Annotated in this window: 22 protein-coding genes and 1 tRNA gene; 6 read left to right on the top strand and 17 right to left on the bottom strand. The window is 70.3% G+C overall.

Annotated elements, in window-relative coordinates; translation table 11 throughout:
* Positions 1-114: 114 nt before the first annotated feature.
* The gene (locus tag ASE76_RS12730; RefSeq protein ID WP_055840057.1) at positions 115-486 is read left to right on the top strand and encodes an RNA-binding protein; all 372 of its coding nucleotides are present in this window, start codon (positions 115-117) and stop codon (positions 484-486) included.
* 282 nt (positions 487-768) lie between these two features.
* Here the strand turns inward: ASE76_RS12730 and ASE76_RS12725 are convergent, their stop codons facing one another.
* The 5 genes from ASE76_RS12725 to ASE76_RS12705 all read right to left on the bottom strand — a co-directional run bounded on the left by ASE76_RS12725 (position 769) and on the right by ASE76_RS12705 (position 6,167).
* The gene (locus tag ASE76_RS12725; protein ID WP_055840055.1) at positions 769-2,259 is read right to left on the bottom strand and encodes an ABC transporter substrate-binding protein; all 1,491 of its coding nucleotides are present in this window, start codon (positions 2,257-2,259) and stop codon (positions 769-771) included.
* A gap of 79 nt (positions 2,260-2,338) precedes the next feature.
* Positions 2,339-3,241 (bottom strand): ATP-binding cassette domain-containing protein, encoded by a 903-nt coding sequence (locus tag ASE76_RS12720; protein ID WP_082448516.1) that lies wholly within the window; start codon positions 3,239-3,241, stop codon positions 2,339-2,341.
* A gap of 8 nt (positions 3,242-3,249) precedes the next feature.
* Positions 3,250-4,239, bottom strand: a complete 990-nt coding sequence (locus ASE76_RS12715) for an ABC transporter ATP-binding protein (protein ID WP_055840051.1) — start codon at positions 4,237-4,239, stop codon at positions 3,250-3,252.
* Positions 4,240-4,351: 112 nt separating this feature from the next.
* Positions 4,352-5,224: an ABC transporter permease gene (locus tag ASE76_RS12710; protein ID WP_055840048.1), complete on the bottom strand. Its 873-nt coding sequence runs from the start codon at positions 5,222-5,224 to the stop codon at positions 4,352-4,354.
* A complete protein-coding gene (locus ASE76_RS12705) occupies positions 5,217-6,167 on the bottom strand; it encodes an ABC transporter permease (RefSeq protein WP_055840046.1) in 951 nt (316 codons plus the stop codon). Before ASE76_RS12705 ends, ASE76_RS12710 begins: the two co-directional genes overlap by 8 nt.
* A 197-nt stretch (positions 6,168-6,364) precedes the next feature.
* On the opposite strand from ASE76_RS12705, the gene ASE76_RS12700 reads away from it, so the two are divergent.
* Both ASE76_RS12700 and ASE76_RS12695 read left to right on the top strand, forming a co-directional pair.
* Entirely contained in the window at positions 6,365-6,622 is a 258-nt protein-coding gene (locus ASE76_RS12700) for a YfhL family 4Fe-4S dicluster ferredoxin (RefSeq protein WP_055840044.1), read from the top strand.
* 256 nt (positions 6,623-6,878) lie between these two features.
* Positions 6,879-7,865: a DMT family transporter gene (locus ASE76_RS12695; RefSeq protein WP_255357283.1), complete on the top strand. Its 987-nt coding sequence runs from the start codon at positions 6,879-6,881 to the stop codon at positions 7,863-7,865.
* 70 nt (positions 7,866-7,935) lie between these two features.
* Here ASE76_RS12695 and ASE76_RS12690 read toward each other — a convergent pair whose 3' ends face one another.
* The 12 genes from ASE76_RS12690 to ASE76_RS12635 all read right to left on the bottom strand — a co-directional run bounded on the left by ASE76_RS12690 (position 7,936) and on the right by ASE76_RS12635 (position 21,629).
* Positions 7,936-9,366 carry an ABC transporter ATP-binding protein gene (locus ASE76_RS12690; RefSeq protein WP_055840040.1) on the bottom strand — a complete coding sequence of 477 codons (1,431 nt, stop codon included), beginning with the start codon at positions 9,364-9,366 and terminating at the stop codon, positions 7,936-7,938.
* A 49-nt stretch (positions 9,367-9,415) separates the two neighbouring features.
* Positions 9,416-10,255, bottom strand: coding sequence for an ABC transporter permease (locus tag ASE76_RS12685; protein ID WP_055840038.1), 840 nt, complete (start codon positions 10,253-10,255; stop codon positions 9,416-9,418).
* 61 nt (positions 10,256-10,316) lie between these two features.
* Positions 10,317-11,282, bottom strand: a complete 966-nt coding sequence (locus ASE76_RS12680; protein WP_055840036.1) for an ABC transporter permease — start codon at positions 11,280-11,282, stop codon at positions 10,317-10,319.
* A 169-nt stretch (positions 11,283-11,451) separates the two neighbouring features.
* On the bottom strand, positions 11,452-13,005 hold the full coding sequence (locus ASE76_RS12675; RefSeq protein ID WP_055840032.1) for an ABC transporter substrate-binding protein: 1,554 nt from the start codon (positions 13,003-13,005) through the stop codon (positions 11,452-11,454).
* A 126-nt stretch (positions 13,006-13,131) separates the two neighbouring features.
* Complete coding sequence (locus tag ASE76_RS12670; protein ID WP_055840029.1) at positions 13,132-15,285, bottom strand: TonB-dependent siderophore receptor; 2,154 nt, start codon at positions 15,283-15,285, stop codon at positions 13,132-13,134.
* A gap of 550 nt (positions 15,286-15,835) precedes the next feature.
* Positions 15,836-16,444: an aminoacyl-tRNA hydrolase gene (gene pth / locus ASE76_RS12665; protein WP_055840026.1), complete on the bottom strand. Its 609-nt coding sequence runs from the start codon at positions 16,442-16,444 to the stop codon at positions 15,836-15,838.
* Between the two features lie 141 nt (positions 16,445-16,585).
* The gene (locus ASE76_RS12660; protein WP_055840023.1) at positions 16,586-17,239 is read right to left on the bottom strand and encodes a 50S ribosomal protein L25/general stress protein Ctc; all 654 of its coding nucleotides are present in this window, start codon (positions 17,237-17,239) and stop codon (positions 16,586-16,588) included.
* 91 nt (positions 17,240-17,330) lie between these two features.
* On the bottom strand, positions 17,331-18,311 hold the full coding sequence (locus tag ASE76_RS12655) for a ribose-phosphate pyrophosphokinase (protein ID WP_055840020.1): 981 nt from the start codon (positions 18,309-18,311) through the stop codon (positions 17,331-17,333).
* Positions 18,312-18,369: 58 nt separating this feature from the next.
* A tRNA-Gln gene (locus ASE76_RS12650) sits at positions 18,370-18,446 on the bottom strand.
* A gap of 25 nt (positions 18,447-18,471) precedes the next feature.
* On the bottom strand, positions 18,472-19,335 hold the full coding sequence (ispE, locus tag ASE76_RS12645; RefSeq protein ID WP_055840018.1) for a 4-(cytidine 5'-diphospho)-2-C-methyl-D-erythritol kinase: 864 nt from the start codon (positions 19,333-19,335) through the stop codon (positions 18,472-18,474).
* Positions 19,336-19,347: 12 nt separating this feature from the next.
* Positions 19,348-19,752 carry a lipoprotein insertase outer membrane protein LolB gene (locus ASE76_RS12640; RefSeq protein ID WP_236698431.1) on the bottom strand — a complete coding sequence of 135 codons (405 nt, stop codon included), beginning with the start codon at positions 19,750-19,752 and terminating at the stop codon, positions 19,348-19,350.
* 101 nt (positions 19,753-19,853) lie between these two features.
* On the bottom strand, positions 19,854-21,629 hold the full coding sequence (locus ASE76_RS12635; protein WP_236698430.1) for a tetratricopeptide repeat protein: 1,776 nt from the start codon (positions 21,627-21,629) through the stop codon (positions 19,854-19,856).
* A gap of 176 nt (positions 21,630-21,805) precedes the next feature.
* Here ASE76_RS12635 and mutM point away from each other — a divergent pair, with 176 nt between their 5' ends.
* Genes mutM through mutY form a run of 3 tightly spaced genes read left to right on the top strand, consistent with a single transcriptional unit; the run spans position 21,806 to position 25,680 of the window.
* Positions 21,806-22,621, top strand: a complete 816-nt coding sequence (mutM, locus tag ASE76_RS12630; RefSeq protein WP_055840009.1) for a bifunctional DNA-formamidopyrimidine glycosylase/DNA-(apurinic or apyrimidinic site) lyase — start codon at positions 21,806-21,808, stop codon at positions 22,619-22,621.
* A 48-nt stretch (positions 22,622-22,669) separates the two neighbouring features.
* Positions 22,670-24,625, top strand: coding sequence for a dynamin family protein (locus tag ASE76_RS12625; RefSeq protein ID WP_055840006.1), 1,956 nt, complete (start codon positions 22,670-22,672; stop codon positions 24,623-24,625).
* Entirely contained in the window at positions 24,622-25,680 is a 1,059-nt protein-coding gene (gene mutY / locus ASE76_RS12620; protein WP_055840003.1) for an A/G-specific adenine glycosylase, read from the top strand. Before ASE76_RS12625 ends, mutY begins: the two co-directional genes overlap by 4 nt.
* The last annotated feature ends 9 nt before the right edge of the window (positions 25,681-25,689 follow it).

The raw sequence follows: 25,689 nt of genomic DNA, 5'->3' as shown, positions 1-25,689 counted from the left end.
CGCAGTTTTGCTGTACAGGCGTCCTTCGGTGATTGGTCAGTTTCGCGCTTCAGCTTCATTTGTTTGTCGTGATTTGGGACTCCATCGCTTTTTTTGGTTCTTTTTGGAGTCCTCATGGGCAAAAAACTCTACGTAGGCAACCTGTCCTACAGCATCCGCGACAACGATCTGCAACAAGCCTTCGGCGAATACGGCACCGTTGCCAGCGCCAAGGTCATGATGGAACGTGACACCGACCGTTCGAAGGGCTTCGGCTTCGTCGAAATGGGCACCGAGGCAGAAGCCCTGGCCGCCATCGAAGGCATGAACGGCCAGGCACTCGACGGCCGCGCACTCACGGTCAACGAAGCCCGCCCGATGGAGCCACGTGCTCCTGGCGGTGGCGGCGGTCGTGGCGGCTACGGTGGTGGCGGCGGCGGCGGTGGTTACGGCGGCGGTGGTGGTGGCGGCGGTTACGGCGGTGGCGGTGGCCGCGGCGGTTACTAAGCTGCTTCTGCAGAATGAAAAAGGCTCTTTCGGGAGCCTTTTTTGTTGGCGAAAATCAGAGGGCGGCGATTCGAAAATGGCCACGATTCAGGCCTCGGCGCCTGGATTCCCATTTTCCATAAATCGATAGGCGGCATTTTCCGGTTCGGTTTCGTCCTATTGCATTGCACACGATGCAGTGCGATTCGCCGTTTTCCGACGATTTTCGCGGGCCGTGCCGCTATAGGGCGAGGGCAGGTGCCGCCAGAGGCGCGGAGGATCCGCCGCGCCCGCGGGTCGGTATCAGGCCCAGGCCATCGCGCCCAGGTCGTTCACGAAGATGGGCATGTCCTTCCAGAAGCCCTTGAGGTTCTTGTGCGCCACCGTGACCCACTGCGGCTGGTACAGGAAGACGTTGGCCGCGTCCTGTGCCAGCAGCCGCTGGGCGTCGCCGAGCAGGCGTGCCCGTTCGGCGCCGTCGCCGGTGCTGCGGATCTTGTCGTAGAGCGCGTCGAACGCGGGCGACCGGTAGCCCCAGTAGTAGTCGGCCTTGGCGTAGTTGCCCAGGTCGAACGGCTCCACGTGCGAAATGATCGACAGGTCGTAGTTCTTGTTGCCGTAGGTGCCGCTGAGCCACTGGGCCCACTCGACGTTCTGCAGCTTGGCGACGATGCCGATCCTGGCCAGCTGCGCCACCAGCACCTCGCCGCCCTGGCGGGCATAGGGCGTGGGCGGCAGCGTCACCGTCAGCTCCAGCGGGGTCTTCACCCCGGCCTCGGCCAGCAGCGCCTTGGCCTTGTTCACGTCGAACGGGTTGATGCCGGTGGTGTCCACGTACCCCAGCGCGCCGGGCACGTAGTGGCTGCCGATCGGCACGCCGTAGCCGTCGGCCGCGCCTTCGATCATCGCCTTGCGGTCGATGGCGGCGGAGATGGCGCGCCGCACCCGCACGTCGTCGAGCGGTTTGCGGCGGTGGTTGATCGCCACGATGGTCTTGGCGCGCGAGCCGCCCACCACCACCTGGAAGCGCGGGTTGCCCTTGAACTGCGGCACGCTGCGCGGTGCGAAGCGCGCGAAGATGTCCACGTCGCCCGCCTGCAGCGCCGCGCCCTGGGCCGCCGGGTCGCCGATGAAGCGGAAGGTGGCCTTCTTCAGCGGGATCGCCGCCGCGTTGCGGTAGCCGTCCCAGGCCTCCAGCACCAGCGACGCGCCGCGGTTGTAGCTGGTGAGGCGGTACGGCCCGGTGCCCACCGGCTGGGTCGCGTTGCCGTCGGCGCTCTTGGGCTCGACGATGACTGCGGTGGCCTGGCCCAGCAGGAAGGGCAGGTCGGGGTCTATCTCGGCGCTCACCAGCACCACCGTGTGGGTGTCGGCCACCTGCACCTGCAGGTTGGCGAACAGGCGCTTGTCCTTGTTGGTGCTTTTTTCGCCGGCGGCCCGCTCGAAGCTGAACTTGACCGCCTGCGCGTCGAACGGCTCGCCGTTGTGGAACTTCACCCCGCGGCGCAGCTGGAAGGTCAGGGTCTTGAGGTCGGGCGACACCACCCAGCGCTCGGCCAGCAGCGGCGTCACGCTGCCGTCGGCGTTGATCTTGGTCAGCGTCTCGTAGAGGTTGTAGAGCGTGACCTCGGCGATGGACGACGCTGCGGCCGCGGTCGGGTCCAGGCCCGCCGGCTCCAGGGTCATGCCGAGCACGATCGCGTTCTTGCGGGTCTGGGCGAAGACGGCGGCGGGCAGCACCAGCGGTGCGGCGGCGAGGGCGCTGGAGGCGAGGACGGTACGGCGATTCGGCATGGCAGGCTCCGGACAGTGGCGGGGTAAAAAACGGGGCGTGGCGGCGAGCGCGGCGGCGGGCGACAGGATGTGCCGATCGTCAGCGCGGCGGGGCGGCGGCCGGCGGCTCGGCCCGTGGCACCGCGGCGAGCAGCGCCTGGGTGTAGGGATGGGCCGGCGCGGTGAACAGCTGCCGCGGCGTGCCGCGCTCGACCACCTGGCCCTTGAGCAGCACTACGACCTCGTCGCACAGGTGGTTGACCACCGCCAGGTCGTGGCTGATCAGCAGGTACGCGATGCCGAACTGCTGCTGCAGGTCCTGCATCAGGTTGAGCACCTGGGCCTGCACCGACACATCGAGCGCGCTGACCGGCTCGTCGGCCACGATCAGCTTCGGCCGGGTGATGAGGGCCCGGGCGATCGCGATCCGCTGGCGCTGGCCGCCCGAGAACTCGTGCGGGTATTTGTCCAGATCGCTGCCGCGCAGGCCGACGGCGACCAGCGCCTCGGCCGCCCGCGCCCGCCGGTCGGCACGGCTGCCGGCGGCGGCGCCGTCCAGTGCGGCCAGCGGTTCGGCGACGATGCGCGCCACCGTCTGGCGCGGGTCGAGCGAGCCGTACGGGTCCTGGAACACCATCTGGATGTCACGCCGGGCGGCGCGCAACGCTTCGCGCGGCAGCCGGTGCAGATCCTGTCCCAGCAGCCGCACGCTGCCGGCGGTGGGCGCATCCAGCGCCATCACGATGCGGGCCAGGGTCGACTTGCCCGAGCCCGATTCGCCGACGATGCCCAGGCTCTGCCCGGCCTCGATCCGCAGGCTAACGCCGTCGAGCGCCCGCACCTTCGCCGCAGGCTTGAACAGCGAGGTGCGCGGCAGTGCGTAGTCGCGGACGATGTCGCTCACCTCCAGCAAGGGGACCTCCACCGCAGAATGCGAAGGAAAAGCGGCCGTGGCCGGCTCTGCAGGCCGGCTACCAGCTATGGTTTCTGTAGCATCGTCCATCATGACCTTCAGACGCCGCCGGCCGAGGCGGCGATCTCGCGCAGCCGGATGCAGCGGACCGCATGGGTGCGCGAGAGCCAGACCGGCGGCGGCCGCACCGTGTGGCAATCGGCCACCGTGTGCGCGCAGCGGCCGGCGAACGGGCAGCCGGCGGGCAGGTCGACCAGTTCGGGCACGCTGCCGGCGATGGTGGGCAGCCGGGTGCCGAGCGGCGCGCCGGTCAGCGGCCGGGCCGCGAACAGGCCGCGGGTGTAGGGGTGCGCCCGGCGGGCGAAGACTTCGGCGGTGCTGCCGCTCTCGACCACGCTGCCGCCGTACATCACCAGCACCCGCTGCACGCTCTGGGCGATCACGCCCAGGTCGTGCGAGATCAGGATCAGCCCCATGCCGCGCTCTGCGACCACGGAGCGAATCAGGTCGAGGATCTGCCGCTGCACCGTCACGTCGAGCGCGGTGGTCGGCTCGTCGGCGATCAGCAGGTCGGGGCCGCAGGCCAGGGCCATCGCGATGCCGATCCGCTGGCGCTGCCCGCCCGAGAACTGGTGCGGGTAGGCGCCCAGCTTCGCCGCCGCGTCGGGGATGCCGACGCGCTCCAGCAGCGCCAGCGCCTCGCGGCGGGCGTCGGCTTTCGACAGGCCGCGGTGCAGCCGCAGCGGCTCGGCCACCTGCCGGCCGATCGGGTGCAGCGGGTTGAGCGCGGTCATCGGCTCCTGGAACACCATGCCGATGCGGTTGCCGCGGATCGAGCACATCGAGCGGTCGCTGCGGCCGACCAGTTCGCGCTCGTCGAAATGGATGCTGCCGGAGACCTCCGCGCTGGCGGGCAGCAGGCCCATCAGCGCCTGCACCGTCAGCGACTTGCCGCAGCCCGATTCGCCGACGATGCCCAGCGTCTCGCCGCGCGCCAGGGTGAAGCCGATGCCGCGCACCGCATCGGCCGGGCCGCGCGGCGTCTGCAGGCGGATGCGCAAATCTTCGACGTGGAGCAAATTCGTCATGCGGATACCGTGTCGTTCCCAAACGGACACCGCCGAACCGGCTTGCCGGGCCGCTGGTGTCGCCCCCTGGAAGGGGGTCGGCGGACCGCGCAGCGGGGAGCCTGGTGGTGTTTCATCGTGCTCGGGCCAGGCGCGGGTCGAGCAGGTCGCGCAGGCCGTCGCCCAGCAGGTTCAGGCCCAGCACGGCAAAAGCGATGGCCGCGCCCGGCCACACGGCCAGCAGCGGCGCCTGGAACATCAGCGTCTGCGCTTCGCTGAGCATGCGGCCCCACGACGGCTGCGGCGGCTGGGTGCCCAGGCCCAGGTAGGAGAGGGCGGCCTCGGCCAGGATCGCGATCGCGAAGCGGATCGTCACCTGCACGATCAGCGCCGCCGAGATGTTGGGAAGCACATGCTCCCAGGTGATCGCCCACGGCCCCTTGCCGCAGGCCCGCGCCGCCGCCACGTAGTCGCGCGACCAGACGGCCGCCGCCGAGGCGCGGGTGATGCGGGCGAAGGTGGGAATGTTGTAGATGCCGATCGCCACGATGGCGTTGACCATGCCGGGCCCGAAGACGGCGGTCATCATGATCGCCGACAGGATGGCCGGAAAGGCCAGCGAGAAATCGGCGAGCCGCATGATGGCCTCTTCCACCCAGCCGCGCCGGGCCGCGGCGAGCAGCCCCAGCGCGGTGCCGACCGCCAGGCCGATGCCCACCGCCACCACGCCCACCAGGATCGACGCCCGCGCGCCCACCAGCAGGAGAGACGCGACGTCGCGGCCGAAGGCGTCGGTGCCCAGCCAGTGCGAGAGTGACGGTGGCTGCAGCTTGGCGGCCAGGTCCATCTCGTAGACCGGCCACGGTGTCCAGGCGTACGACACGGCGGCGGCCAGCACCAGCAGCAGCGTCAGCACCGCGCCGATCGCGAAACTGGGGTGGCGCAGCGCGCGCGGCCAGAAGCCCGGCGGCCGCGTCTGCACGAGGGGCGGGGCGGCGCTAGACATCGTTCGGCTTCAGGCGCGGGTCGATCACCGCGTACAGCACGTCGACCACGAAGTTGACGACCACCACCATCGCGGCCAGCAGCATCACGCAGTTGCGCACCACCACCAGGTCGCGGTTGCTGATCGCCTGGAAGATGAGGCGCCCCAGGCCGGGCAGGAAGAAGACGTTCTCGACCACGATGGTGCCGGCCAGCAACTCGGTGAACTGCATGCCCATCACGGTGACGACCGGCACCATCGCGTTGCGCAGCACGTGGCGCCACAGCACCGCCCGCTGCGACACGCCCTTGGCCCGGGCGGTGCGCGCGAAGTCCTCGCGCATCACCTCCAGCACGGCCGAGCGGGTGATGCGCGCCAGGATCGCGGCCTGCACCACCGCCAGCGAGAGCGCCGGCAGCAGCAGGGCCTTCAGGCCGGGCAGCACGCCTTCGCCCCAGCCGTCGAAGCCGCCGGCCGAGAACCACTGCAGCTTCACCGAGAACAGCAGGATGAGCAGGATCGCGAACCAGAAGTTGGGGATGGCGATGCCGACCTGCGCGATGCCCATCAGGCCCACGTCGCCCAGCCGGTTGTGGCGGGCCGCGGCGGTGACGCCGACCAGCAGTGCGAGCACGGTGGTGAGCGCCATCGCCAGCAGGGCCAGCGGCACGGTGAGCGCCAGGCGCTCCAGGATCAGCTCCCACACCGGCGAGCCGTAGCTGGCGCTGTCGCCCAGTTGACCGGTGGCCAGGCCGCCGATCCAGTGCCAGTAGCGGGTCCAGGCGGGCTGGTCCAGGCCCAGCTTGGCGGAGAGGGCGGCCACCGCCTCGGGTGCTGCATCGGGGCCCATCAGCACCTGCGCCGCGTTGCCCGGCAGGATGTCCAGCACGAGGAACACCACGAGCGATGCCGCTGCCAGCGTCAGCAGCAGGGTCAGGAAGCGTTTGGCGAGAAACACACTCATCGTGGGCGGGGAGCAGGTTCGGCAGCACGGGGCTGCGGCCGTGGTTTGGTGCAGTGCATTATGGGGGCGAGCTTCGGGGTGCCGCCGCCGCCGGGCAGTGCAGAGGCCCGGTAGGGCCAGGGTTAACCGTCGGCGCGGATAATCGCCCGGATGCGCTGCTGCCACGTCCCTCGCTCTTGCTCTGTCGGAGGTCCCGCATGGCGCTGATGATCACCGACGAGTGCATCAATTGCGACGTGTGCGAGCCCGAGTGCCCGAACGACGCGATCTACCCCGGCGAGCTGATCTACGAGATCGACCCGAACCGCTGCACCGAATGCGTCGGCCACTTCGACGAGCCGCAGTGCGTGCAGATCTGCCCGGTGGCCTGCATCCCGAAGGATCCGGCGCACGAAGAAGGCCACGAAACCCTGTACCAAAAGTACATCCGTCTGCAGGTGGTGCCGGCCGCCTGACGCCACGGCGGTCTCTCCCATGCCAGCGGTTGGCGTAGGCATCTTGCGCAAGGCGCTGATCGCGGTCGTGCCTTGGGTACCGGCACGGCGTGCTACCGACACCTTGGAACGCATGACCAGTTGTCGCACAACTGCGGTTGTTGGTCCGGCTTGTGTGGCGGCACACACCGACGCGGCCGCTTGAGTTGTCAGACGACAGCTATGATGCACCTTTTTGGGGCAATTCGAATCCCAGAAGTACCGCTCTGGAGTTGCTGTGTCATCCGCCCCCCATCCCGTTCTGACCCGCCGCAAGGTCGTGTTTCTGCTGGCTTTGCTGTGCTGCATGCTGTGGGGCAGTTCGTTTCCGGCGATCAAGAGCGGCTATCTCCTGTTCGGCATCGCACCGGATGACATCGCCTCCAAACTGGTCTTCGCCGGCTGGCGCTTTTTGATCGCGGGCATGCTGCTGGTGGCCTACGCCGCCTGCACCGGCAAGGCCGTGCGCGGGCTGACCCGCAAGGCGTGGGGGCAGATCGCGGTGCTGGGGCTCGCGCAGACGACCATCCAGTACGTGTTCTTCTACATCGGCCTGGCCCACACCACCGGCGTGAAGAGCTCGATCATGAACGCCACCGGCACCTTCTTCAGCGTGCTGATGGCGCACTTTCTCTACCGCAACGACCGGCTCAGCTTGGGCAAGGCGCTGGGGTGCAGCGTCGGCTTTGCGGGTGTCATGATCGTCAACCTGGGAAACGGGCTGGGCGGGTTGTTCGACTTCGATTTCTCGCTGCTGGGCGAAGGCTTCGTCATCATCGCGGCGTTCGTGCTGGCCGCAGGCAGCATCTACGGCAAGCGCATTTCACAGGGCCTCGACCCCATCGTCATGACCGCGTGGCAACTGGTGATCGGTGGCGCGGCACTGCTGGTGGCCGGCTATGCATCGGGCGGAACGCTGGGCGGGTTCACCATGGCATCGTCTGCCTTGCTGGCCTATCTGGCGGTGCTCTCGGCGCTGGCGATCTCCATATGGAGTTTGCTGCTCAAGTACAACCGGGTCAGCCTGATCACCGCCTTCAACTTCATGGTTCCGGTGTTCGGCACGATGCTGTCCGCCGTCTTCCTGGGCGAGAGCATTCTGGAGTGGCGCAATGGCCTGGCGTTGGTGCTGGTCTGCTACGGCATCTGGCGCGTCACGCAGGCGCCGGTGAGCGCGGTCGTGCCCGCCGGTGCCGCGGGGCCTGTGCAGTCCGGAAGCCGGTAGTGCAGAGTGAAGCGGCGGCCAGTGCCGACACGCCGCCGGGGCATGCCCTCGCCGCGTGCGATTGCAGCGTCTAGACCAACGCAGGCTGCGTCGGCACCACCGGTTCGTGCAGGTGTACGAAGTGCGATCCCACCGCCGCGGCGATGTCCGGGTCGTGCGTCACCAGCACCAGCGCCGCGCCCGTCTCCTCGGCTGCGCCCAGCAGCGTGGCCATCGCATCCTGCTGGGTGATCGGGTCGAGCCGCGAGGTGGGCTCGTCGGCGAACAGCAGCGCCGGCTCCACTGCCAGCGCGCGGGCCAGCGCGATCCTCTGCAGCTCGCCGCCCGATACCTCGAACGGCCGGCGGGCCAGCACGCCATCGGGCAGGCGCAGGCGCTGCAGGCGGGCCTCTATGCTGGCCCAGCTGCACCCGTGCAGCCGCGCCACATCGCGCAGCGAACGTTCCAGGCTGGCCTTCGGCGCAAAGGATGCGACCGGGTCCTGGTAGAGCTTTTGCAGCGCATGGCGCCGCAGCGCCGGCGCGCGGCGCACCTGCCCGGCGTCGGGCGCCAGCAGGCCCAGCAGCACGTTGCCCAGCGTGCTCTTGCCGGTGCCGCTGGGGCCTTGCACCGCCCAGCGCTGGCCGGCGTGGATCGGCATGTCGATGCCTTCGAACAGCGTGCGGCCGCCCAGCCGCTTGGCGATGTCATCGGCATGCAAGACCGGGGCGCCGGAGGTGGCCGTGCCGTGGCGCGGCCAGTGCGCCGGCTGTGCGGCCAGCAAAGCGCGGGTGAACGGGTGGCGGGGCGCTGCCAACACCGCGGCGGCATCGCCTTGTTCGACCACCTCGCCGTGCCGCAGCACGATCACCTGGCCGCCGAGCGCCCGGGCGACCTGGATGTCGTGCGTGATGGTGACGACGCAACCGCCGGCCTTCTGCACAGACTGCAGCAGCGCGACGGTGTGGGCGCGCCAGTGTGCATCGAGGCCCTTGGTGGGTTCGTCGGCCAGCAGTGCCCGGGCGCCGCCGGCCAAGGCGATGGTGGCGGCGGCGCGCTGGGCCATGCCGCCGGAGATCTGCCAGGGGTAGCGCTGCGCGGCGGCGGCCAGACCGGCATCGGCAAGGCCCTGGGCAGCGGCGGCATCGGCCGCGGCGGCACTGGCACCGCGGACCAGCGCGTGCACCTCGGCCAGCTGCGGCGCTATGCGGCCCAGCGGGTCGAGCGCCAGCGCCGGCTCCTGCGGCAGCACGGCCAGGGTGCGGCCCCAGGCGGGGCGGCGGGCGGCGGCGTCGGCCGCGCGGGTGGTGGTGCCGTCCAGCGTGACGCTGCCTGCAGCGCGCAGGGCGGTCGGCAGGTTGCCGACGACGGCCTGCGCCAGCAGCGATTTGCCGGCGCCGCTTTCGCCCAGCAGCGTGAGCGATTCGCCCGCGCGTAGCGTGAACGACACGCCCCGCAGAAGGGTGTGGGTGCCGACGTGGACCGAAAGATCGTCGGCCGCGAGAAGTACGGTGCCGGTCATGCGGTGCTCCTGCCGTGGCGCGGGGAGCGGTGGAGAGCTGCGACGCCCGTCATGCCGATGCCTCCCGGTCGCCCGCCAGCAGCATCATCCCGAGCACCAGCAGCGTCAGCAGCGCGACCGGTGCGGCGATGAGCCAGGGTGCCTCCTCGTAGTGGGGCAGGGCTTCGGTCATCATCAGGCCCAGCTCGGCCGTCGGCGGTTGCAGGCCCACGCCGATGAAGCCGAGCGCGGCCAGCGCCAGAACCGCCTGCGCCGCGCTGAATGCCAGCAGGGTGCCCAGCACCGGGGCCAGCGCCGGCAGCAGGTGGCTCCGCACCAGGTACACCGGTCCGAAGCCCAGCAGGCGCGAGGCCTGCACCGCATCGCCCGCCATCACCGGCCGGGCCACCGCCCGGCTCACCCGGAAGTACTCCACCCAGAGCGACAGCGACAGGCCCAGGTACAGCGCCCAGTGCCGGCCCGGCGCCAGCCCCGCGAAGAGCAGCACCAGCAGCAGGCCGGGCACCGACAGGGCGGCATCCGACAGCATCACCAGCGCCCGCTCCACCGCGCCGCCGCGCCAGGCGGCCAGCAGTCCCAGCAGCACGCCGGGCACGGCCGCGGTGACGGCGGCGAGCAGTGCCAGGCCGAGCGAGAGCCGGGCGGCATGGGCCAGCCGTGCGAGCACGCTGCGGCCGAAGACGTCGGTGCCCAGCCATTCGGCCGCGCCGGGCGGTGCCAGGCTGTTGTTCAAGTCCTGCGCTGCCGGGTCGGGGCCGACCACCGCCGGGCCCAAGGCGGCGAACAAGGCCAGCGCCAGCATCACCGCCAGGCCGGCGCGCGCGCGGCCTCGGCGGCGGGCGGGGGGCATGGTCGACTGCGCGGCGGGGGTGTCGAGCACGGCGCTCATGGCAATACCTTCGTGCTGCGCACTGCGGTGCGAGCTTGTTGGGGGCGGCCCGGCACGGCGCTCATCGCGCATCCTCCAGCCGGCGGCGCGGGTCGAGCGCCAGGCAGGCGGCATCGACCAGCAGGTTGAAGACGACGAAGAGCAGGCCCATGCAGAGGGCGGTGCCCTGGATCATCGGCACGTCGCGGCCGAAGATCGCGTGCACCAGGGCATGGCCGATGCCGGGCCAGGCGAAGAGGCTCTCGACCACCACCGCGCCTTCGACCAGGAACACCGCATGCACGCCCAGGTAGGCGACGACCGGCACCGCGGCGCTGCGCAGGGCGCGCCGCAGGAGGGCCTGGGTGTCGTCCAGGCCCTTGGTGCGGGCGAACTCGTAGGCGGGCGACTGCACCGCGTCGCGCAGGGCCTGCCGGAAGACGCGGGCCAGACCGGCGGCCAGGCCCAGCGCCAGGGTGAGCGCGGGCAGCAGCAGGCTGCCGGCATGGTCGTCGCCGGCGACCGGCAGGGCGCCGATCCGCACCGCCACCAGCAGCATCAGCAGCACCGCCAGCAGGAAGGGCGGCATCGCCCGCAGCAGCACCGCCAGCGCCAGCGTGGCGCGGTCGATGCGGCCGCCGGCGTGCAGGCCGGCCCAGGCGCCCAGCGGCAGGCCGATGGCCATCGCCAGCAGCAGCGCGGCCACGGCCAGGTCGAGGGTGGCGCCCAGCTGCGCCCGCACCTCGTGCCAGACCGGATCGCCGCTGACCAGCGAGCGGCCCAGGTCCAGGCGGGCCAGCGTGGCCCACCAGTCGGCCAGGGCCTGCCACAGCGGCCGGTCGAGGCCCAGTTCGGCGCGCACCGCGGCCGCGGCGGCGTTGCCGACCAGGTCGTAGCCGTAGCGGCTGGCGGCGATGCGCATCGCCACGTCGCCGGGCAGGGCGCGGGCCATGAAGAAACACAGGGTGCCGATCAGCAGCGCCAGCGCCACCACCTGCACCGAGCGGCGGGCCAGCAGCGCCGCCCAGGGGGACCGTAGCGGGGTCATCGTTTCACCTCTCGGAGACACAGGCGCCCGTGGCACCCGTCGTGGAAAACCGGCTGTTTGCTATGGTTTCCATAGCTGGTGGTCGGCGTCCGGTGCCGGCTACAGGAACTTTTCTTGTAGATTTCGGCACCGGCGGCCGTGCCGGGGCGCCGCGGGGCGGCCTGCGGGCTCATCCGCGCCATGCCATCTCGGTCAGGCGGTAGGAGCGCTCCAGCGGGTCCAGGCGCACGCCGGCCACCCGGGGGCTGACGGCCACCTGCTGCCGGTACCAAACGACCGGGATCACCGGCAGTTCGTCCTGCAGCACCTGGGCGATCCGGCCGCGCAGGGCGGTGGCACGGGCCGCGGTGGGCGTGCCGCGGGTCAACTCGTCGAGCGCGCCGACCACCGCATCGCTCTTCCAGCCCATCGCGCCCCAGTCGCCGCCGCGCGGGCCGAAGTCCTGCGCCAGCGTGCCGCTGGGGTCGGGCACGGTGGCGTAGTTGCGGGCGCCCAGGCCCAGCTGCAGGCTGCCGTCGCGGTGGCCCAGCGGGATGTCGCCCGAATTGCCGATGGCGATCTGCACCGCGATGCCGGCCTGCCGCCACTGCTCCTGCAGCGCGGTGGCGAAGAGCGGCAGTTCGGGCCGGTCGACGAAGGTGCGCAGCACCAGCCGCAGCGGCTGGCCCGCCGCGTTGCGCAGGCCGTCGGGCGAGGGGCGCCAGCCGGCCTGCTGCAGCAGCTGCGCGGCCGCCTGCGGATCGTGGCGCAGCGGCGCCAGCGCGGGGTTGTGCCAGTCGCCCAGGGTCGGCGGAAAGAGCTGGGTGGCGGCCAGTTCGGTATCGCGCAGCAGGGCGCGGGCGATGCCGGCGCGGTCGATCGACAGGCTCAGCGCCTGCCGCACCCGAAGGTCCTGCAGCGCCGGATCGGCGGCGTTGAGCTTGAGCACCGCGGTGCGCGGCAGCGTGACCGCGGCGATCGGCACCTGCCCGCGTTTTTTCAGCCGCTGCAGGCTCACCGGGTCCAGCCCGTAGGCCAGGTCGGCCTGGCCGGCCTCGGCCATCAGCGCACGGGTTTCGGCACGGCCGGCGGCCAGGTAGCGCACCCGGGCGATGGCCGGGCGCGGTCCGTCGTAGCCCTCGAACACCGTGGTCTCGATGCGCTGCGGCGCCGAGAGCACCGCGATGCGGTAGGGCCCGCTGCCGACGATCCGCAGGACGCGTCCTTGCGCGTCGAACGCGGACGGCGCCAGCACCACCGTGCTGCTGTGCGCCAGCAACGCCGGCAGCCGGCCGTGCGGCTCGGCGAGGGCGATCGCCACCGTGCCCGGGCCGTCGGCCTCGATCGACCGGATCGGCGCGCCGCTTAGCAGCGACGGCGCCACCTGCGCCGCCCGCAGGCAGCGCACCACCGCGTCGGCGGTGACCGGAGTGTTGTCGTGGAAGCGCGCCGCGGGCCGCAGCACGAAGCGCCACACCAGGCCGTCGGCCGAGGTGCTCCAGCGCTCGGCCAGGGCCGGCGCCGGCGCGCCGTCGTCCGCCGCGCCCATCAGCGTCTCGGCCACCTGCAGCCGGGCGAACATATAGCCGCTGGCCGCCGGCGCCAGCCCGCTCACCTCCCACGGCCCGACCAGCTGCAGCGGCGCAGGCTCGGCCGCCCGGGCGAACGCCGGAAGCGCACCGATCACCGCGCCGCACTGCAGCAGGCGGCGCCGCTCGACGGCGAAAGAAGAAGCATCGGTCATAGAAGCGAAAGATGGTTGACTACCAGGGCCCCCGTGGAGCCGGCTCCGCCGGTCCACCGGGCGCGCCCCCCTTCCCGCGCAGCGAGAGAAGGGGGGGAGCGGCGCAGCCGCTCCGGGGGGATGTACTCAAAATTTGGCTTGCAGGCCCAGCGTCACCGCCCGGCCCATGCCGGGGGTCACCCAGACCCCGCTGTAGGAGTTGGGGTAGTAGCTGCGGTCGAAGAGATTGTCCACATCCAGCGTGAGCCGCACGGCGGGCGTCAGGCGCCAGTAGGCGACGATCTTGGCGGTGGTGTAGGCGGGCAGGTCGAAGGCGGCGGTGCCGGCATTGGCCTGGGCCTTGGTACGGGCCTCGCCCAGCCGCTTGCCGGTGTGGGTGACGCCGCCGCCGATGCCGTAGCGCTGGCCGTTGGCGAAGGCGTTCTCGTACACCGCCAGCACGCTGCCATTGACCTTGGGCACGTTGAGCAGGCGGCCGCCCACCTCCAGCGTGTTGTCGCGGGTCACCTCCACGTCGTTGACCACCAGGCTGGCGTTGATCCGCCACTGCCGGGTGACCTGGCCGGCGAAGTCGAACTCGGCGCCGCGGCTGCGCACCTCGCCCGCCGCGACGGAGAAGCCGCCGTTGAACGGATCGCTGGTGAGCACGTTGCGCTTGCGGATGTCGAACAGCGCGGCGGTGGCGCCGATGCTGTGATCGGCGCTCTCCCACTTGGTGCCCAGCTCCAGCGCGCGGCCCTTCTCGGGGCCGAAGGCGGTGTTGGCGGCGCTGCTGCCGGTGTTGGGGCGGAAGGACTGGCCGGCGTTGCCGTACACCGTCCACTGCGCGGTGGGCAGCCACGAGACGCCGACGCGCGGCGTGGTGGCCGACGGATCCTGCGACGCGGTGCTGCCGGTGCGGCGGTTCTCCAGGCTCTGGCGGTAGTTGTCGGCCCTCAGGCCGGCGACGACGCGCCAGGCGGGCGAGAGCTTGATCGCGTCCTGAGCATAGAACGCGGTGTTGCGCTGGCGCTCGTAGGTGCTCGTGTTGGGCAGCGGCGTGGGCTGCGCCTGGCCGTAGACCGGGTTGTTGATGTTGATGCCGTAGGGCGCCGCGGCGGTCGGGTTAGCCCGCAGCATCAGCGTGTCCATGTCGAAGCGGTAGGTCTCGACGCCGAAGAGCAGCTCGTGCTCCAGCGTGCCGGTGCTGACGTTGCCGATCAGTTCGGCTTGCACCGCGGTGTCGTCGGAGCCGTAGTCGCGGTAGCGGCGCTGGCGGGTCAGGACGCCGTCGTTGCGCAGCGCGGTGGCCTCGGTGGAGAAGCCCTTGATCTGCGTCTCGCGGTAGGAGAGACCCAGGCGGCTGCGCCATCGGGTGTTCCAGTCGTGCGACAGGATGAACTGGTGGGTCTGGTTGTCGACCGTCACGTCGCCGTCGGCGGGCTCGCCCAGGAAGCGCTCGCGCGGCACCGCGCCCAGGCGGTTGTCGACCGCCACCACGCCGCGGTCGAGCGGGGTACTGTGGCGCAGGATCTCGCCGCTGTATTCCAGCACCGTGGCGTTGGTCAGCTTCCAGGTGAAGGCGGGCGCCACCACCCGGCGTTGGGAGCCGACGAAATCGCGGAAGCCGTCGCGGTCTTCCGCCGCCACGTTGAGCCGGTAGGCGAAGCGCTCGCCGATCGGGCCGGTGCTGTCGAAGGTGGCGCGCTTCAGCCCGAAGCTGCCGGCGTACGCCTCGACCGCGTTCGCGGCCTTCCACAGCGGCTTCTTGGTCACGATGTTGAGGGTGCCGCCGGGCTCCGCGCTGCCGTAGAGGGCCGAGGCGGTGCCTTTCAGGAACTCGATCCGCTCCACGCCGGCCAGGTCGCGCGGGGCGTTGAAGCCGCGGTTGGAGGAAAACCCGTTCTGCAGCGTCGCCATGCCGGTGTTCTCGTTGCCCGGCAGGCCGCGGATCGCGATGTTGTCCCAGAGCCCTCCGAAGTTGTTCTGCCGCGAGACGCCGCCGACGTAGTCGAGCACGTCGTCGAGCCGGGTGGCGCCCAGGTCGTCGATCACCTGCCGGGTGATGATGCGGACCGATTGGGGCAGCTCGCGCAGCGGCAGGTCGGTCTTGGCGCCGGCGGCTTCGTCTGCGTGGTAGGTGCCCGATTCGGTGCGGCCGACCACATCCGTCGTGGCGAGCGCGGGCGCTTCGGCGCTGCGGGAAGGCGCGTCCTGGGCGAAGGCCCCGGAGGCCCACAGGGCGGACGCGGCGAGGGCCACGGGCAGGCGGCCGGTGGCGGGAAAAGAGCGAGAGGGCATGGGATCGGCGGCAGGAAGACAGGCATTGCACGCGCAGGGCCGCGCGGTGCAAGGGAGGGCCGTAGCAGGGCGCCACGACCGGGAGAGGGCGGCACCGGGCGTGCCGCGGCCTATCCCGCCACCGGTGGGTCTCGCGCTGCGAACCGGTTGCGCCAGGGGGCGTAGTGGAGCCTGTCCTCGCGGGTGGCCCAGGGCAGCGGCGCGGCCGACAGAGCCATCGGTTGCCAAGACGTCGGCACCGAAACCGCGGGCAGGGCGCCGTGTGCCTGCAGCATGCAGGCGGTACACGCTGCATGTGCAGCGCCGGGTGCCGAGTCGCCCGGGGCCTCGTCGGATGCGGCAGACGCTGCCGGCACGGCACGGTCCGGCCCGCAGTCGTGCACATGGTGACCCACGCCGGCGGCGGCGTGGAAACACGCCAGGAGCAGCAATAGCCAGAGACAGAGGGAGGAACGTATGCGCATGGAGAAACCGAGGCTGCGGATCATACAGTTGATACGCGGCTCTCAATTAAGGCGGGGCAGCTTCCCGAATGGCCAGTGCGTTGCGCTCAGACACCTTCCGGCCGTGGCGGCTTGGCGCGTGGCGGAAGCGCCGTGTGGACCAGCATCGTCGCCTTGTCCATCTCGCCCGCCAGCAGGGCCGGTACCGCCTTGAGCGACCGGTCGATGCACTGGTCGATGGCGATGCGGTGGTCGAGCGAGGGTTTTTTCAGCACCCAGTGGATCACTTCGGCGCGGTCGCCGGGGTGCCCGATGCCCAGGCGCAGCCGCCAGTAGTCGGGGCTGCCCAGCTGGGCGTGGATGTCGCGCAGGCCGTTGTGGCCGGCGTGGCTGCCGCCGAACTTGAGCTTGACCTGGCCCGGCACGATGTCGAGTTCGTCGTGCACCACCAGGATCTCGGCGGGCGCGATCTTGAAGAAGCGGGCCAGCGCCGCGACCGACTTGCCCGATGCGTTCATGAAGGTCAGCGGCTCCAGCAGCCAGACCGTCTGGCCGGCGATGGTGGTGCGCGCCATCAGGCCCCAGTAGCCCTTCTCGACGTTGAGCTGCAGCTTCCACTCGCGTGCGAGCGCGTCGATCCACCAGAACCCGGCGTTGTGGCGGGTCGCCTCGTAGTCCGGACCCGGGTTGCCCAGGCCCACGAACAGTTTGATCATGGAGGTGAATTATCCGGAGTGCGGGTGAGGCCCCATGCGGAGCGGTGGCAGGCGCCGAGCGGTACCCCCCAAAGAAAAGGCCCGCCGAGGCGGGCCTTGGTGCGGCCTGGAGCCGCGCCTTGCCGACAAAAGGGCGAAGGCTTACTTCTTCTTGCCCTTGCCCTTTTCAGCAGGCGCGGCCGCGGCGGCGGCAGCCGCTGCAGCAGCGGCTTCTTCCGGCGTCGGCTCTTCTTCGGCGGCCGGCGGCACGGCAGACGCCAGCACCGGGTTGACCTTGCCGTGGCTCACGAACTTCACGCCCTTCGGCAGCTTGATGTCGTTGATGTGCAGCGTGCCCATCTTGGTCATGCCCGACAGGTCGACTTCGATGAATTCCGGCAGGTCGGCCGGCAGGCAGGTGACTTCCAGTTCGGTCATCACGTGGGTGATCAGGTTCTGGTCGACCTTGACGGCAGGGGAGTCTTCCTCGCCCTTGTAGTGCACCGGCACCTTCATCGTCAGGCGGGTCTTGGCATCGACGCGCTGGAAGTCGACGTGCTGGACGAGCTGCTTGAACGGGTGGTACTGCACGTTGCGCAGCAGGACCTTGCTGGTGACGCCGGCGAACTCCATCTCGAGGACGGACGCGTGGAAGGCTTCCTTCTTCAGGGCGTGCCACAGTGCGTTGTGGTCGAGTTCGACCAGCTGCGGCTGGCTGTCGCCACCGTAGACGATGCCCGGCGTCTTGCCGGAATTGCGGAGACGGCGGCTCGCACCCGTGCCCTGCTTGGCGCGCTCAAAAGCGACGAATTTCATAACTGACTCCTGTGGAAGCCGACCGCGACCAGTGCGGCTCCGATTGCAAAAAAGGGCCCCGGTAGAAGGGCCCTGCGGCGTTCGCGGACGGTCAGAACAGGTTGTCCTGGTCCGAGAACAGACTCATCACCGACTCGCCCTTGGCGATGCGCTGGATCGTCTCGGCGATCAGCGGGGCCACGGACAGTTGGCGGATCTTGGTGCAGCCGCGCGCGTTGTCGGCGAGCGGGATGGTGTTGGTGACGACCACTTCGTCGAGGGCGGTGCCGCTGGCGATGCGCTCGAGCGCCGGGCCCGAGAAGACCGGGTGGGTGCAGTAGGCGTAGACCTTCTTGGCGCCGCGTTCCTTCAGGACCTCGGCCGCCTTCACCAGCGTGCCGGCGGTGTCGATCATGTCGTCCATGATCACGCAGTTGCGGCCGTCGATCTCGCCGATGACGTGCATCACTTCGCTCACGTTGGCCTTCGGCCGACGCTTGTCGATGATGGCGAGGTCGCAGTTGAGCTGCTTGGCGAGCGCCCGGGCGCGGACCACGCCGCCGACGTCCGGGGAGACGACGATCAGGTCTTCGTAGTTCTGCTGGCGCAGGTCGCCCAGCAGCACCGGCGACGCGTAGATGTTGTCGACCGGGATGTCGAAGAAGCCCTGGATCTGGTCGGCGTGCAGGTCCATCGTGAGGACGCGCGACACGCCCACGGTCTGCAGCAGGTTGGCCACCACCTTGGCCGAGATCGGCACCCGCGACGAGCGCGGACGGCGGTCCTGGCGGGCGTAGCCGAAGTAGGGGATCACCGCGCTGATGCGCTCGGCCGACGAGCGCTTGAGCGCATCGACCATCACCAGCAGTTCCATCAGGTTGTCGTTGGTGGGCGCGCAGGTGGACTGCACCACGAAGACGTCCCGGGCCCGCACGTTCTGGTTGATCTCGACGGTGATCTCGCCGTCGGAGAAGCGGCCGACCTGGGCGCTGCCGAGCGTGATGCCGAGGTGGGAGGCGATCTCGGAGGCCATGCCAGGATTGGCATTGCCGGTGAACACGAGGAAATCGGGGTGTTGGTTTTGAACCTGCATGGGCGATCCCGGCGACCTTGGAAAACTGCGGTGTGCGCCGGCGGCGTCACGAAGACATTGGCAGGGGAAGAAGGATTCGAACCTTCGCATGCTGGAATCAAAATCCAGTGCCTTAACCAGCTTGGCGATTCCCCTACACAGGTCTGCAGCGCATCGCTGCCTACCCTTTATTCTGGTTGGATGCCCACCCCGCCAAAGGATGGATACCCAGATTATTGCACTGCCGAATCTGCCAGCCGCTGGGTGCGCCGGTCAAATCCGCTTCGTGCGGCATCGGTGCGAACACGGCACTTCCGGAGCCGGTCATCCGGGCGCTGAGTCCGCGTGTGGCAAGCCAGTCGATGGCTTGCCGGACGTCGGAGCATTGCGTCTCGGCAACTGGCTGGAGGTCGTTTCGGCCGAAACCGAAGTGCTCTGCAGCGAAGCCTGCGATTCTAGCACTAGGAGAATCGCGTTTGAGCCGGTCCGACAAAAAAATCGATTTCGTGTCGAGTCCCGCAGACGGTTTGACCACGGCGAACCGCGCGGCGGGCAGCACCGCGTCGCCCTCCAGCGGCAGGATGCGCTCGCCGACGCCCTCGACCCAGGCGTTGTGCCCGCGCAGGAAGAAAGGCACGTCCGCGCCGAGCCGCAGGCCCAGCGCCTCCAGCCGTTCCAGCGGCAGGTCGAGCCCCCACAGCCGGTTGAGGGCGAGCAGGCAACTGGCCGCGTCGGACGATCCACCGCCCATGCCGGCCTGGGCGGGCACCTGCTTGGCGATGCCGATGTGGGCGCCGGCGGCGACTCCGCCTTCCTGTTGCAGGAGCCGCGCGGCGCGCAGCACCAGGTCGTCGGGTGGCAGCGGCGTGGTGAGGTCCTCGCGGCTCAATCGCCCGTCGGTGCGCAGTTCGAAATGCAGCACGTCGCACCAGTCGATCAGCATGAAGACCGACTGCAGCAGGTGGTACCCGTCGACGCGCTGTCCGAGGATATGCAGGAACAGGTTGAGCTTGGCCGGAGCCGGCACGTCGTAGAGGGCGCGCATGCGTCGGCTGGCTCAGCGCTCGAAGACGATGCGCAGCGTGGCGGCCGGCAGCGGGGTGTCGCGCCGCGCGGTGATCCGGCCATCTTCCCGCTGGCGCAGGTCGGGCGTCCAGCCGGGCACCGGGCTCGGCGTGCCGGCCAGCCAGTCGAACAGCGCCGCCACTGGGATCGGCGTGCCGGTGACGTGCGCCACCAGCGTGTCGAACGAGCCGAAATTGCGCACGTCCTGGCCGGAGCGCAGCGTGGCGCGCCCGGGCGCCCATTCCAGCACCGCGACCGTTCCGCCCAGCGGCGTGAAGAGCGAGAGCTGGCCCGCGTCGGCATTGCCCTGCAGCTCGAACGAGGCGGCGAACGACTGCGTGTCCTGCCCGTCGACCTGCAGCGCCATCCGGCCGCTCCACAGACGATCTTCGGGCACTTTCGATGCCCGGGCCGGCGCCAATCCCTGGCATCCTGCTATCGAAAATATAGCAAATGCAGCGGTGGCGCCCAGGCAGAGGCGTCTGCCGATCCGCTGCGTCACGGCTTGGCGCGCAGGCGCTTGAGCGTCTGCGTCAGCGTGGGGTTGTCGGCGTTGATCAGCAGGCCTTCGTTCCAGATCGCGTTGGCCTGCTCGCGCTGGCCCATGCTCCACAGCACCTCGCCCAGGTGGGCGGCGATCTCGGCGTCGGGCTTGGTCTTGTAGGCGCCCTGCAGCAGCCGTGCGGCTTCTTCCTTGTTGCCCATCCGGAACTCGACCCAGCCGAGGCTGTCGGTGATGAACGGGTCGTTAGGCACGAATTCCAGCGCCTTCTTGATCAGGTCGCGGGCTTCGGGCAGGCGCACGTTGCGTTCGGCGAACGAGTAGCCGAGGGCGTTGTAGGCGTGGTGGTAGTCCGGCTGCTGCTTGATCAACTGGCGCAGCATCCGCTCCATGTCGTCGAGTCGGCCGAGCTTCTCGGCGGTCATGGCCAGGTCGTAGAGCAGGTCGGCATCGTCGGGTGCCGCGGCGCTGGCTTCCTGCAGCAGCTTGTAGGCCTCGTCCTCGCGCTTGAAGTCGCGCAGCAACTGCACCTCGGCCATGAGCTTGCCGCGCTTGTCGGCCACCGAGCGTTCGGGCACCCCGCGGATCAGGGCGCGGCCTTCCTCGAAGCGGCCCTGCCGCGCCAGCAGCGAAGCCTTGCGCGACTGCACGCCCAGCAGGGCCTGCGGGCTGTCGATCTTGTCGAGCCAGGCAGCCGCGGCTTTCAGGTCGCCCCGCTTCTCGGCAATCTGGGCCATCACCAGGTAGGCCTGGGCCAGCGAGCGGGCCTGGCCCTCGTCCGGCCGGGCGGGGGCGGTGCGGGCGGCGACCAGGTCGAGGAAGGTCTTGATCGACTGCTCCGCAGGGCCGTACTGGCCGTCCTGGGCTTCCTGCGCGCCGCGCAGCAGCCAGCCTTCGGGGAAGTCGGCGTTCTCGACGGTGAGGGTCTGCAGTTCGCGGGTGGCTTCGGCGTTGCGCTGCGCATCGGCCAGCGCGCGGGCGTAGCCCAGCCGGATCTCGGGCTGCACCTTGCCGCTGGCGAGGTAGCGCTTGACGATAGGTTCGGCCAGCGGCTGCTTCGGGTCCATCAGCTCCAGCGCCAGGATTGCCGGGCCTTCGCCGGCCGGGTCGAGCGCCTGGGCGCGGCTGGCGGCGTCCAGCGTGCCGGCGGTGTCGCCGATCGCCAGCCGCATGCGGCCGACGGTGATCCAGGCGGAGGCACCGTCTTCCGGCCGCGCCGGTTTTTCCAGGTCGTCGGCCAGCACGCGTTCGACGACCGTCAACGCTGCGCGCTTGTCGCCGACGCGGGCGTAGAGCGGCGGAATGGCGGTGTAGGCCAGGGCGCGGGTGCGGGGCTCGGTCAGGGCCAGTTCACGGGCCAGAGGAACAGCGGTTTCCCCGACGCGGTTGAGCGCCACCAGGATCTGCAGCACGTAGCGGTTGGCCTCGCGCGAGGTGGGAAACGCCTCCTGCCAGGCGCGGGTGGCGAGCAGCGCAGCGTCGCCCGAGCGGGCACGCAGGGCCACGTCGGCCGCGCGGCGGTACAAATCGGGGTCGTTGGCCTTGCGGGCGGCATCCAGCAGCAGCGCGAAGCCGGCGCTGCGGTCGCCGTCGGCCGAGTTGATCTCGCCCAGCAGCACCTCGTAGAACAGCTCTGCATTGAGCATCGAGACATCCGCCGCATCGCTGTCGGGCGAGGGCTCCACCTTTTCCGCCTGGGTGGGCGGGACGATGGGCTGCGGTTGTGCATGCAGGACCGGGGCTGCGGCGAAGGCCGCTAGCGCAGCGGCCAAGGCCGTTACGAGGCTTAGGGGATTCATCGACCCATAATAATTCAAGCCTTTCCGCCCGCGCTGCGCCTCTGCCCGGCGGTTTACCAGTCTTTACCGCCGAGCGGCATTTCCCGGCGAACGCCTGCACCCGGCCGCTGCGCTGTCTTACGCCTTCCCCCCGATTTCCAAGAATTTCCATGCCCGAGTTGCCCGAAGTCGAAGTCACGCGCCTGAGTTTTGCCGACCGTATCGCGGGCGGCCGGATCGTGGAGGCGCGGATCGGCAAGCCGCTGCGCTGGGCGCTGGGGCTGGACCCGGCGGCACTGCAGGGCCGCGAGGTGGTGCGGGTGCGCCGCCGCGGCAAGTATTTGCTGATCGAGCTTGATGCGGGCCTGCTGCTGCTGCACCTGGGCATGTCGGGCAGCCTGTCCTTCGCGGACACGCTGCCGCCGCGCGGAGTGCACGACCATTTCGAGTTGGAAACCACCCGCGGCACGCTGCGGCTGCACGATCCGCGGCGCTTCGGCGCGGTGGTGTTCGCGCAGGGCGAGGGCGATCCGGTGGCGCACAAGCTGCTCGGGCGCCTGGGCATGGAGCCGCTGGGCGAGGGGTTCGATCCCGCGCACTTCTACCTCGGGCTCAAGCGCCGGCAATCTCCGATCAAGCAGGTGCTGCTGGCGGGCGAGTTGGTGGTGGGGGTGGGCAACATCTACGCGTCCGAGGTGCTGTTCCAGGCGGGCATCCGGCCGACGATGCCCGCTGCGCGCATCACCCGGCCCCGGTCCCTGCGGCTGTGGACGGCGGTCCGGCAGGTGCTGGCCCGGGCGGTGGAGACGGGCGGCAGCACGCTGCGCGATTTCTCGAACGCCGACGGCCAGGCGGGGCATTTCCAGGTGGAGGCGATGGTGTACGCCCGCGAAGGCCTGCCGTGCCGCGTATGCGGCACCCCGATCCGCAGCATCCGCCAGGGGCAGCGCTCGACGTTTTTCTGCCCGGTCTGCCAAAAGCCCTGAGGCGGGCGGCGATGCTATATTGACCCGAAGAACCCCCCACGACGTGCCTTGAACCCCTCCTCTTCAGAACAGTTCGACCGGCACGGCGCGTGGCGGTCGGAAACGGCCCGCAAGCTGCGCGAGATGTCGACCTGGCTCGTCGCGCACGAACTGGCCGACAGCGCCTTGTCGGGGCGGCTGGAGCACATCGCCGACGGGCTGGGCAGCGACCGGGTGGTGGTCGCCTTCGTCGCCGAATTCTCCCGCGGCAAGTCGGAGCTGATCAACGCGATCTTCTTCGCGCAGCACGGCCGCCGCATCGTGCCGGCCAGCGCGGGCCGCACCACCATGTGCCCCACCGAGCTGGCCTACGACGCGGGCGAGCCCTGCTCGGTGCGGCTGCTGCCGATCGAGACGCGGCTCGATTCGCGGGCACTGGCCGACTGGCGCGCGACGCCCGACGCCTGGAGACGGTTCCCGCTCGACCTGGCCGATCCGGCCCAGATGGCGCAGACGCTGGAGACGGTGTCGCAGGTGCGGCGGGTATCGCCCGGCATGGCGCGGGACCTCGGCTTCTGGAACGACGACACGCCCGACGACAACCCGATGACCGGCAGCGACGGCATGGTCGAGGTGCCGATGTGGCGCCATGCGCTGGTCAACATCGACCATCCGCTGCTGCGCCAGGGGCTGGTGGTGCTCGATACCCCGGGCCTGAACGCGGTCGGGGCCGAGCCGGAACTCACCGTCAACCTGCTGTCGGAGGCGCACGCCACCGTGTTCCTGCTGGCCGCCGACGCGGGCGTGACCCGCTCCGACCTGGGCCTGTGGCGCGAGCACCTGGCGCCGGCGGCCGGGCAGTCCGAGGTGCGCTCGCGGGTCGTGGTGCTCAACAAGATCGACGTGCTGTGGGACGGCATGCTGACGCCGCAGCAGATACAGGCGCAGACCGACCGGCAGCGCACCACCTCGGCCGCGCTGCTGGGCGTGCCGGTGGGCCGGGTGATACCGGTATCGGCGCAGAAGGGGCTGCTGGCGCGGATCAACAACGACGCCGCGATGCTGCAGGCCAGCGGACTGCCGATCCTGGAGGACGTGCTGATCCACGGCATCGTCGATCGCCGCCACGCCATCCTGCGCGGCGCGGTGGCGGCAGCGGTGGTCCGCATGCGCTCGGACGCGGCCCGGACGCTGACCATGCGCCGCCGCGAGATCGACGACCAGATGCTGGAGCTGCGCAGCCTGCGCGGCAAGAACGCCAACGTGATCGCCGGCATGCGCACCCGGGTGGAGCAGGAGCAGCAGGAGTTCGACGCCAGCGACAAGCGGGTGCAGGCCCTGCGCATGGTGCACCGCCGGATGCGGCAGGAGGCGGTCGCGCTGCTGCGCGGCAAGACGCCGGCGCCCGAATTCGTCGCGCTGCTGGCGGGCCTCGGGTCGGGGGTGATGAAGCTCAATGCCCGGCGCGGCTACCAGCAGGCGTTCGCGCAGGTCGCGGAGCGGGTGTCGCAGGCCCAGCGCATGGCGTTGGAGATGCATGCGATGCTGGAGGCGAGCTTTCGCCAGCTCAATGCGGAGCACGGCTTCTCGTTGCAGGTGCCGCCGCCGCCGGCGCTCGGCCCGCACGAGCGCGAACTGGCGGCGATCGGCGAGACGCATCTGCACTATGTCGGCGTCGGCAACGCGTTGCGCCTCGCGCAGCCGGACTTCGCCGGCCGTCTGGTGCGGGCCCTGGCCAGCCGTGTGCAGGTGGTGCTGGACGACGCCGCGACCGAGCTAGAAGGCTGGAGCCGCGCCGCCGCCGCGCCGGTCGATTCGCAGCTCAAGGAGCGCCGGCAGGGCTTCGTCCGGCGCATCGAGGCGATCGACCGTATCCAGCAGGCCGCGTCGGGCCTGGGCGAGCGCATGGCCGAGCTGGAGCAGCAGGTGGAAGACCTGGCCACGCTCGAAGCATCGGTCGCGGCCTGGGCGCAGCATTTCGAGACGCCCGCGGCCCGCAACGCACCTGCGACTTCGGCGGCATGAGCGCCGCGGCGTCGAGCATCGCCGTCCGGGTGACGGAGTGGCAGGCCACGCACGGCCGCCACGCCCTGCCCTGGCAGAACACCCGCGATCCCTACCTGGTATGGCTGTCGGAGATCATGCTGCAGCAGACCCAGGTCGCGACGGTGATGGATTACTTTCCCCGCTTCCTGGCGCACCTGCCGGACGTACAGGCCCTGGCGGCGGCGCCGGCCGACGAGGTGCTGGGCCTGTGGAGCGGCCTGGGCTACTACAGCCGCGCCCGCAACCTGCACAAGTGCGCGCAGCAGGTGGTCGAGCGCTTCGGCGGCGAATTCCCGCGCAGTGCTGCGCTGCTGGAAACCCTGCCGGGCATCGGCCGCTCCACCGCGGCGGCGATCGCGTCGTTCTGCTTCGGCGAGCGGGTGGCGATCCTGGATGCGAACGTCAAGCGGGTACTGACCCGGGTGCTGGGCTTCGCGGCCGATCTGGCGCGCCCGGCCAACGAGCGGCTGTTGTGGGACCGGGTGACCGAACTGCTTCCGCACGGGTCGCAGGCCACGCTCGACATCGAGATGCCCCGCTACACCCAGGGCCTGATGGACCTGGGCGCCACGCTCTGCATGCCGCGCAAGCCCCTGTGCCTGCTGTGCCCGCTGCAGGAGGATTGCGTGGCGCATGTTGAGGGGCGCGAAGAGGCCTACCCGGTGCGCACCCGTACCTTGAAGCGCAGCAGCGAATCCTGGTGGCTGCTCCTGGCGCGCGACGGCGCCGGCCGGGTGTGGCTGGAGCGCCGGCCCGACATCGGCATCTGGGCCGGCCTGCATTGCCTGCCGGTGTTCCCGCATCGGGAAGGCGCGGACACGGCGCTGCGAGAGGCGGGCGTCGTCGGGGAGCCCCACGAGCTGCCGGTGTTCCTGCACGTTCTGACGCACAAGGACCTGCACCTCCATCCGGTGGAAGCATTGTTGCCCCCAGGCTGCGAACCGCAGTCCGCAGGCCGCTGGGCCACGCGGGAAGAGTGGACCGCGCTCGGCCTTCCGGCACCGGTGCGCAAGCTGCTCGACGGCATCGGCTGAACCGCGCGC

Origin of the sequence: Xylophilus sp. Leaf220, from assembly GCF_001421705.1 — a bacterium.
In the GTDB taxonomy this organism is placed as follows: Bacteria; Pseudomonadota; Gammaproteobacteria; order Burkholderiales; family Burkholderiaceae_C; genus Xylophilus.
The sequence above is the reverse complement of the archived record's forward strand: the minus strand, read 5'-3'. Positions and strand labels throughout refer to the sequence as shown.

What these genes read in the sequence shown, in the direction of transcription:
- ASE76_RS12675 (WP_055840032.1), bottom strand. Translation starts at nt 13,005, where the DNA reads ATGACCGATGCTTCTTCTTTCGCCGTCGAGCGGCGCCGCCTGCTGCAG.
- ASE76_RS12670 (WP_055840029.1), bottom strand. Translation starts at nt 15,285, where the DNA reads ATGCCCTCTCGCTCTTTTCCCGCCACCGGCCGCCTGCCCGTGGCCCTC.
- ASE76_RS12660 (WP_055840023.1), bottom strand. Translation starts at nt 17,239, where the DNA reads ATGAAATTCGTCGCTTTTGAGCGCGCCAAGCAGGGCACGGGTGCGAGC.
- ASE76_RS12705 (WP_055840046.1), bottom strand. Translation starts at nt 6,167, where the DNA reads ATGAGTGTGTTTCTCGCCAAACGCTTCCTGACCCTGCTGCTGACGCTG.
- ASE76_RS12690 (WP_055840040.1), bottom strand. Translation starts at nt 9,366, where the DNA reads ATGACCGGCACCGTACTTCTCGCGGCCGACGATCTTTCGGTCCACGTC.
- ASE76_RS12725 (WP_055840055.1), bottom strand. Translation starts at nt 2,259, where the DNA reads ATGCCGAATCGCCGTACCGTCCTCGCCTCCAGCGCCCTCGCCGCCGCA.
- ASE76_RS12715 (WP_055840051.1), bottom strand. Translation starts at nt 4,239, where the DNA reads ATGACGAATTTGCTCCACGTCGAAGATTTGCGCATCCGCCTGCAGACG.
- ASE76_RS12710 (WP_055840048.1), bottom strand. Translation starts at nt 5,224, where the DNA reads ATGTCTAGCGCCGCCCCGCCCCTCGTGCAGACGCGGCCGCCGGGCTTC.
- ASE76_RS12720 (WP_082448516.1), bottom strand. Translation starts at nt 3,241, where the DNA reads ATGGACGATGCTACAGAAACCATAGCTGGTAGCCGGCCTGCAGAGCCG.
- mutY (WP_055840003.1), top strand. Translation starts at nt 24,622, where the DNA reads ATGAGCGCCGCGGCGTCGAGCATCGCCGTCCGGGTGACGGAGTGGCAG.
- ASE76_RS12680 (WP_055840036.1), bottom strand. Translation starts at nt 11,282, where the DNA reads ATGACCCCGCTACGGTCCCCCTGGGCGGCGCTGCTGGCCCGCCGCTCG.
- ASE76_RS12655 (WP_055840020.1), bottom strand. Translation starts at nt 18,311, where the DNA reads ATGCAGGTTCAAAACCAACACCCCGATTTCCTCGTGTTCACCGGCAAT.
- ASE76_RS12700 (WP_055840044.1), top strand. Translation starts at nt 6,365, where the DNA reads ATGGCGCTGATGATCACCGACGAGTGCATCAATTGCGACGTGTGCGAG.
- ASE76_RS12685 (WP_055840038.1), bottom strand. Translation starts at nt 10,255, where the DNA reads ATGAGCGCCGTGCTCGACACCCCCGCCGCGCAGTCGACCATGCCCCCC.
- ASE76_RS12730 (WP_055840057.1), top strand. Translation starts at nt 115, where the DNA reads ATGGGCAAAAAACTCTACGTAGGCAACCTGTCCTACAGCATCCGCGAC.
- pth (WP_055840026.1), bottom strand. Translation starts at nt 16,444, where the DNA reads ATGATCAAACTGTTCGTGGGCCTGGGCAACCCGGGTCCGGACTACGAG.
- ispE (WP_055840018.1), bottom strand. Translation starts at nt 19,335, where the DNA reads ATGCGCGCCCTCTACGACGTGCCGGCTCCGGCCAAGCTCAACCTGTTC.
- mutM (WP_055840009.1), top strand. Translation starts at nt 21,806, where the DNA reads ATGCCCGAGTTGCCCGAAGTCGAAGTCACGCGCCTGAGTTTTGCCGAC.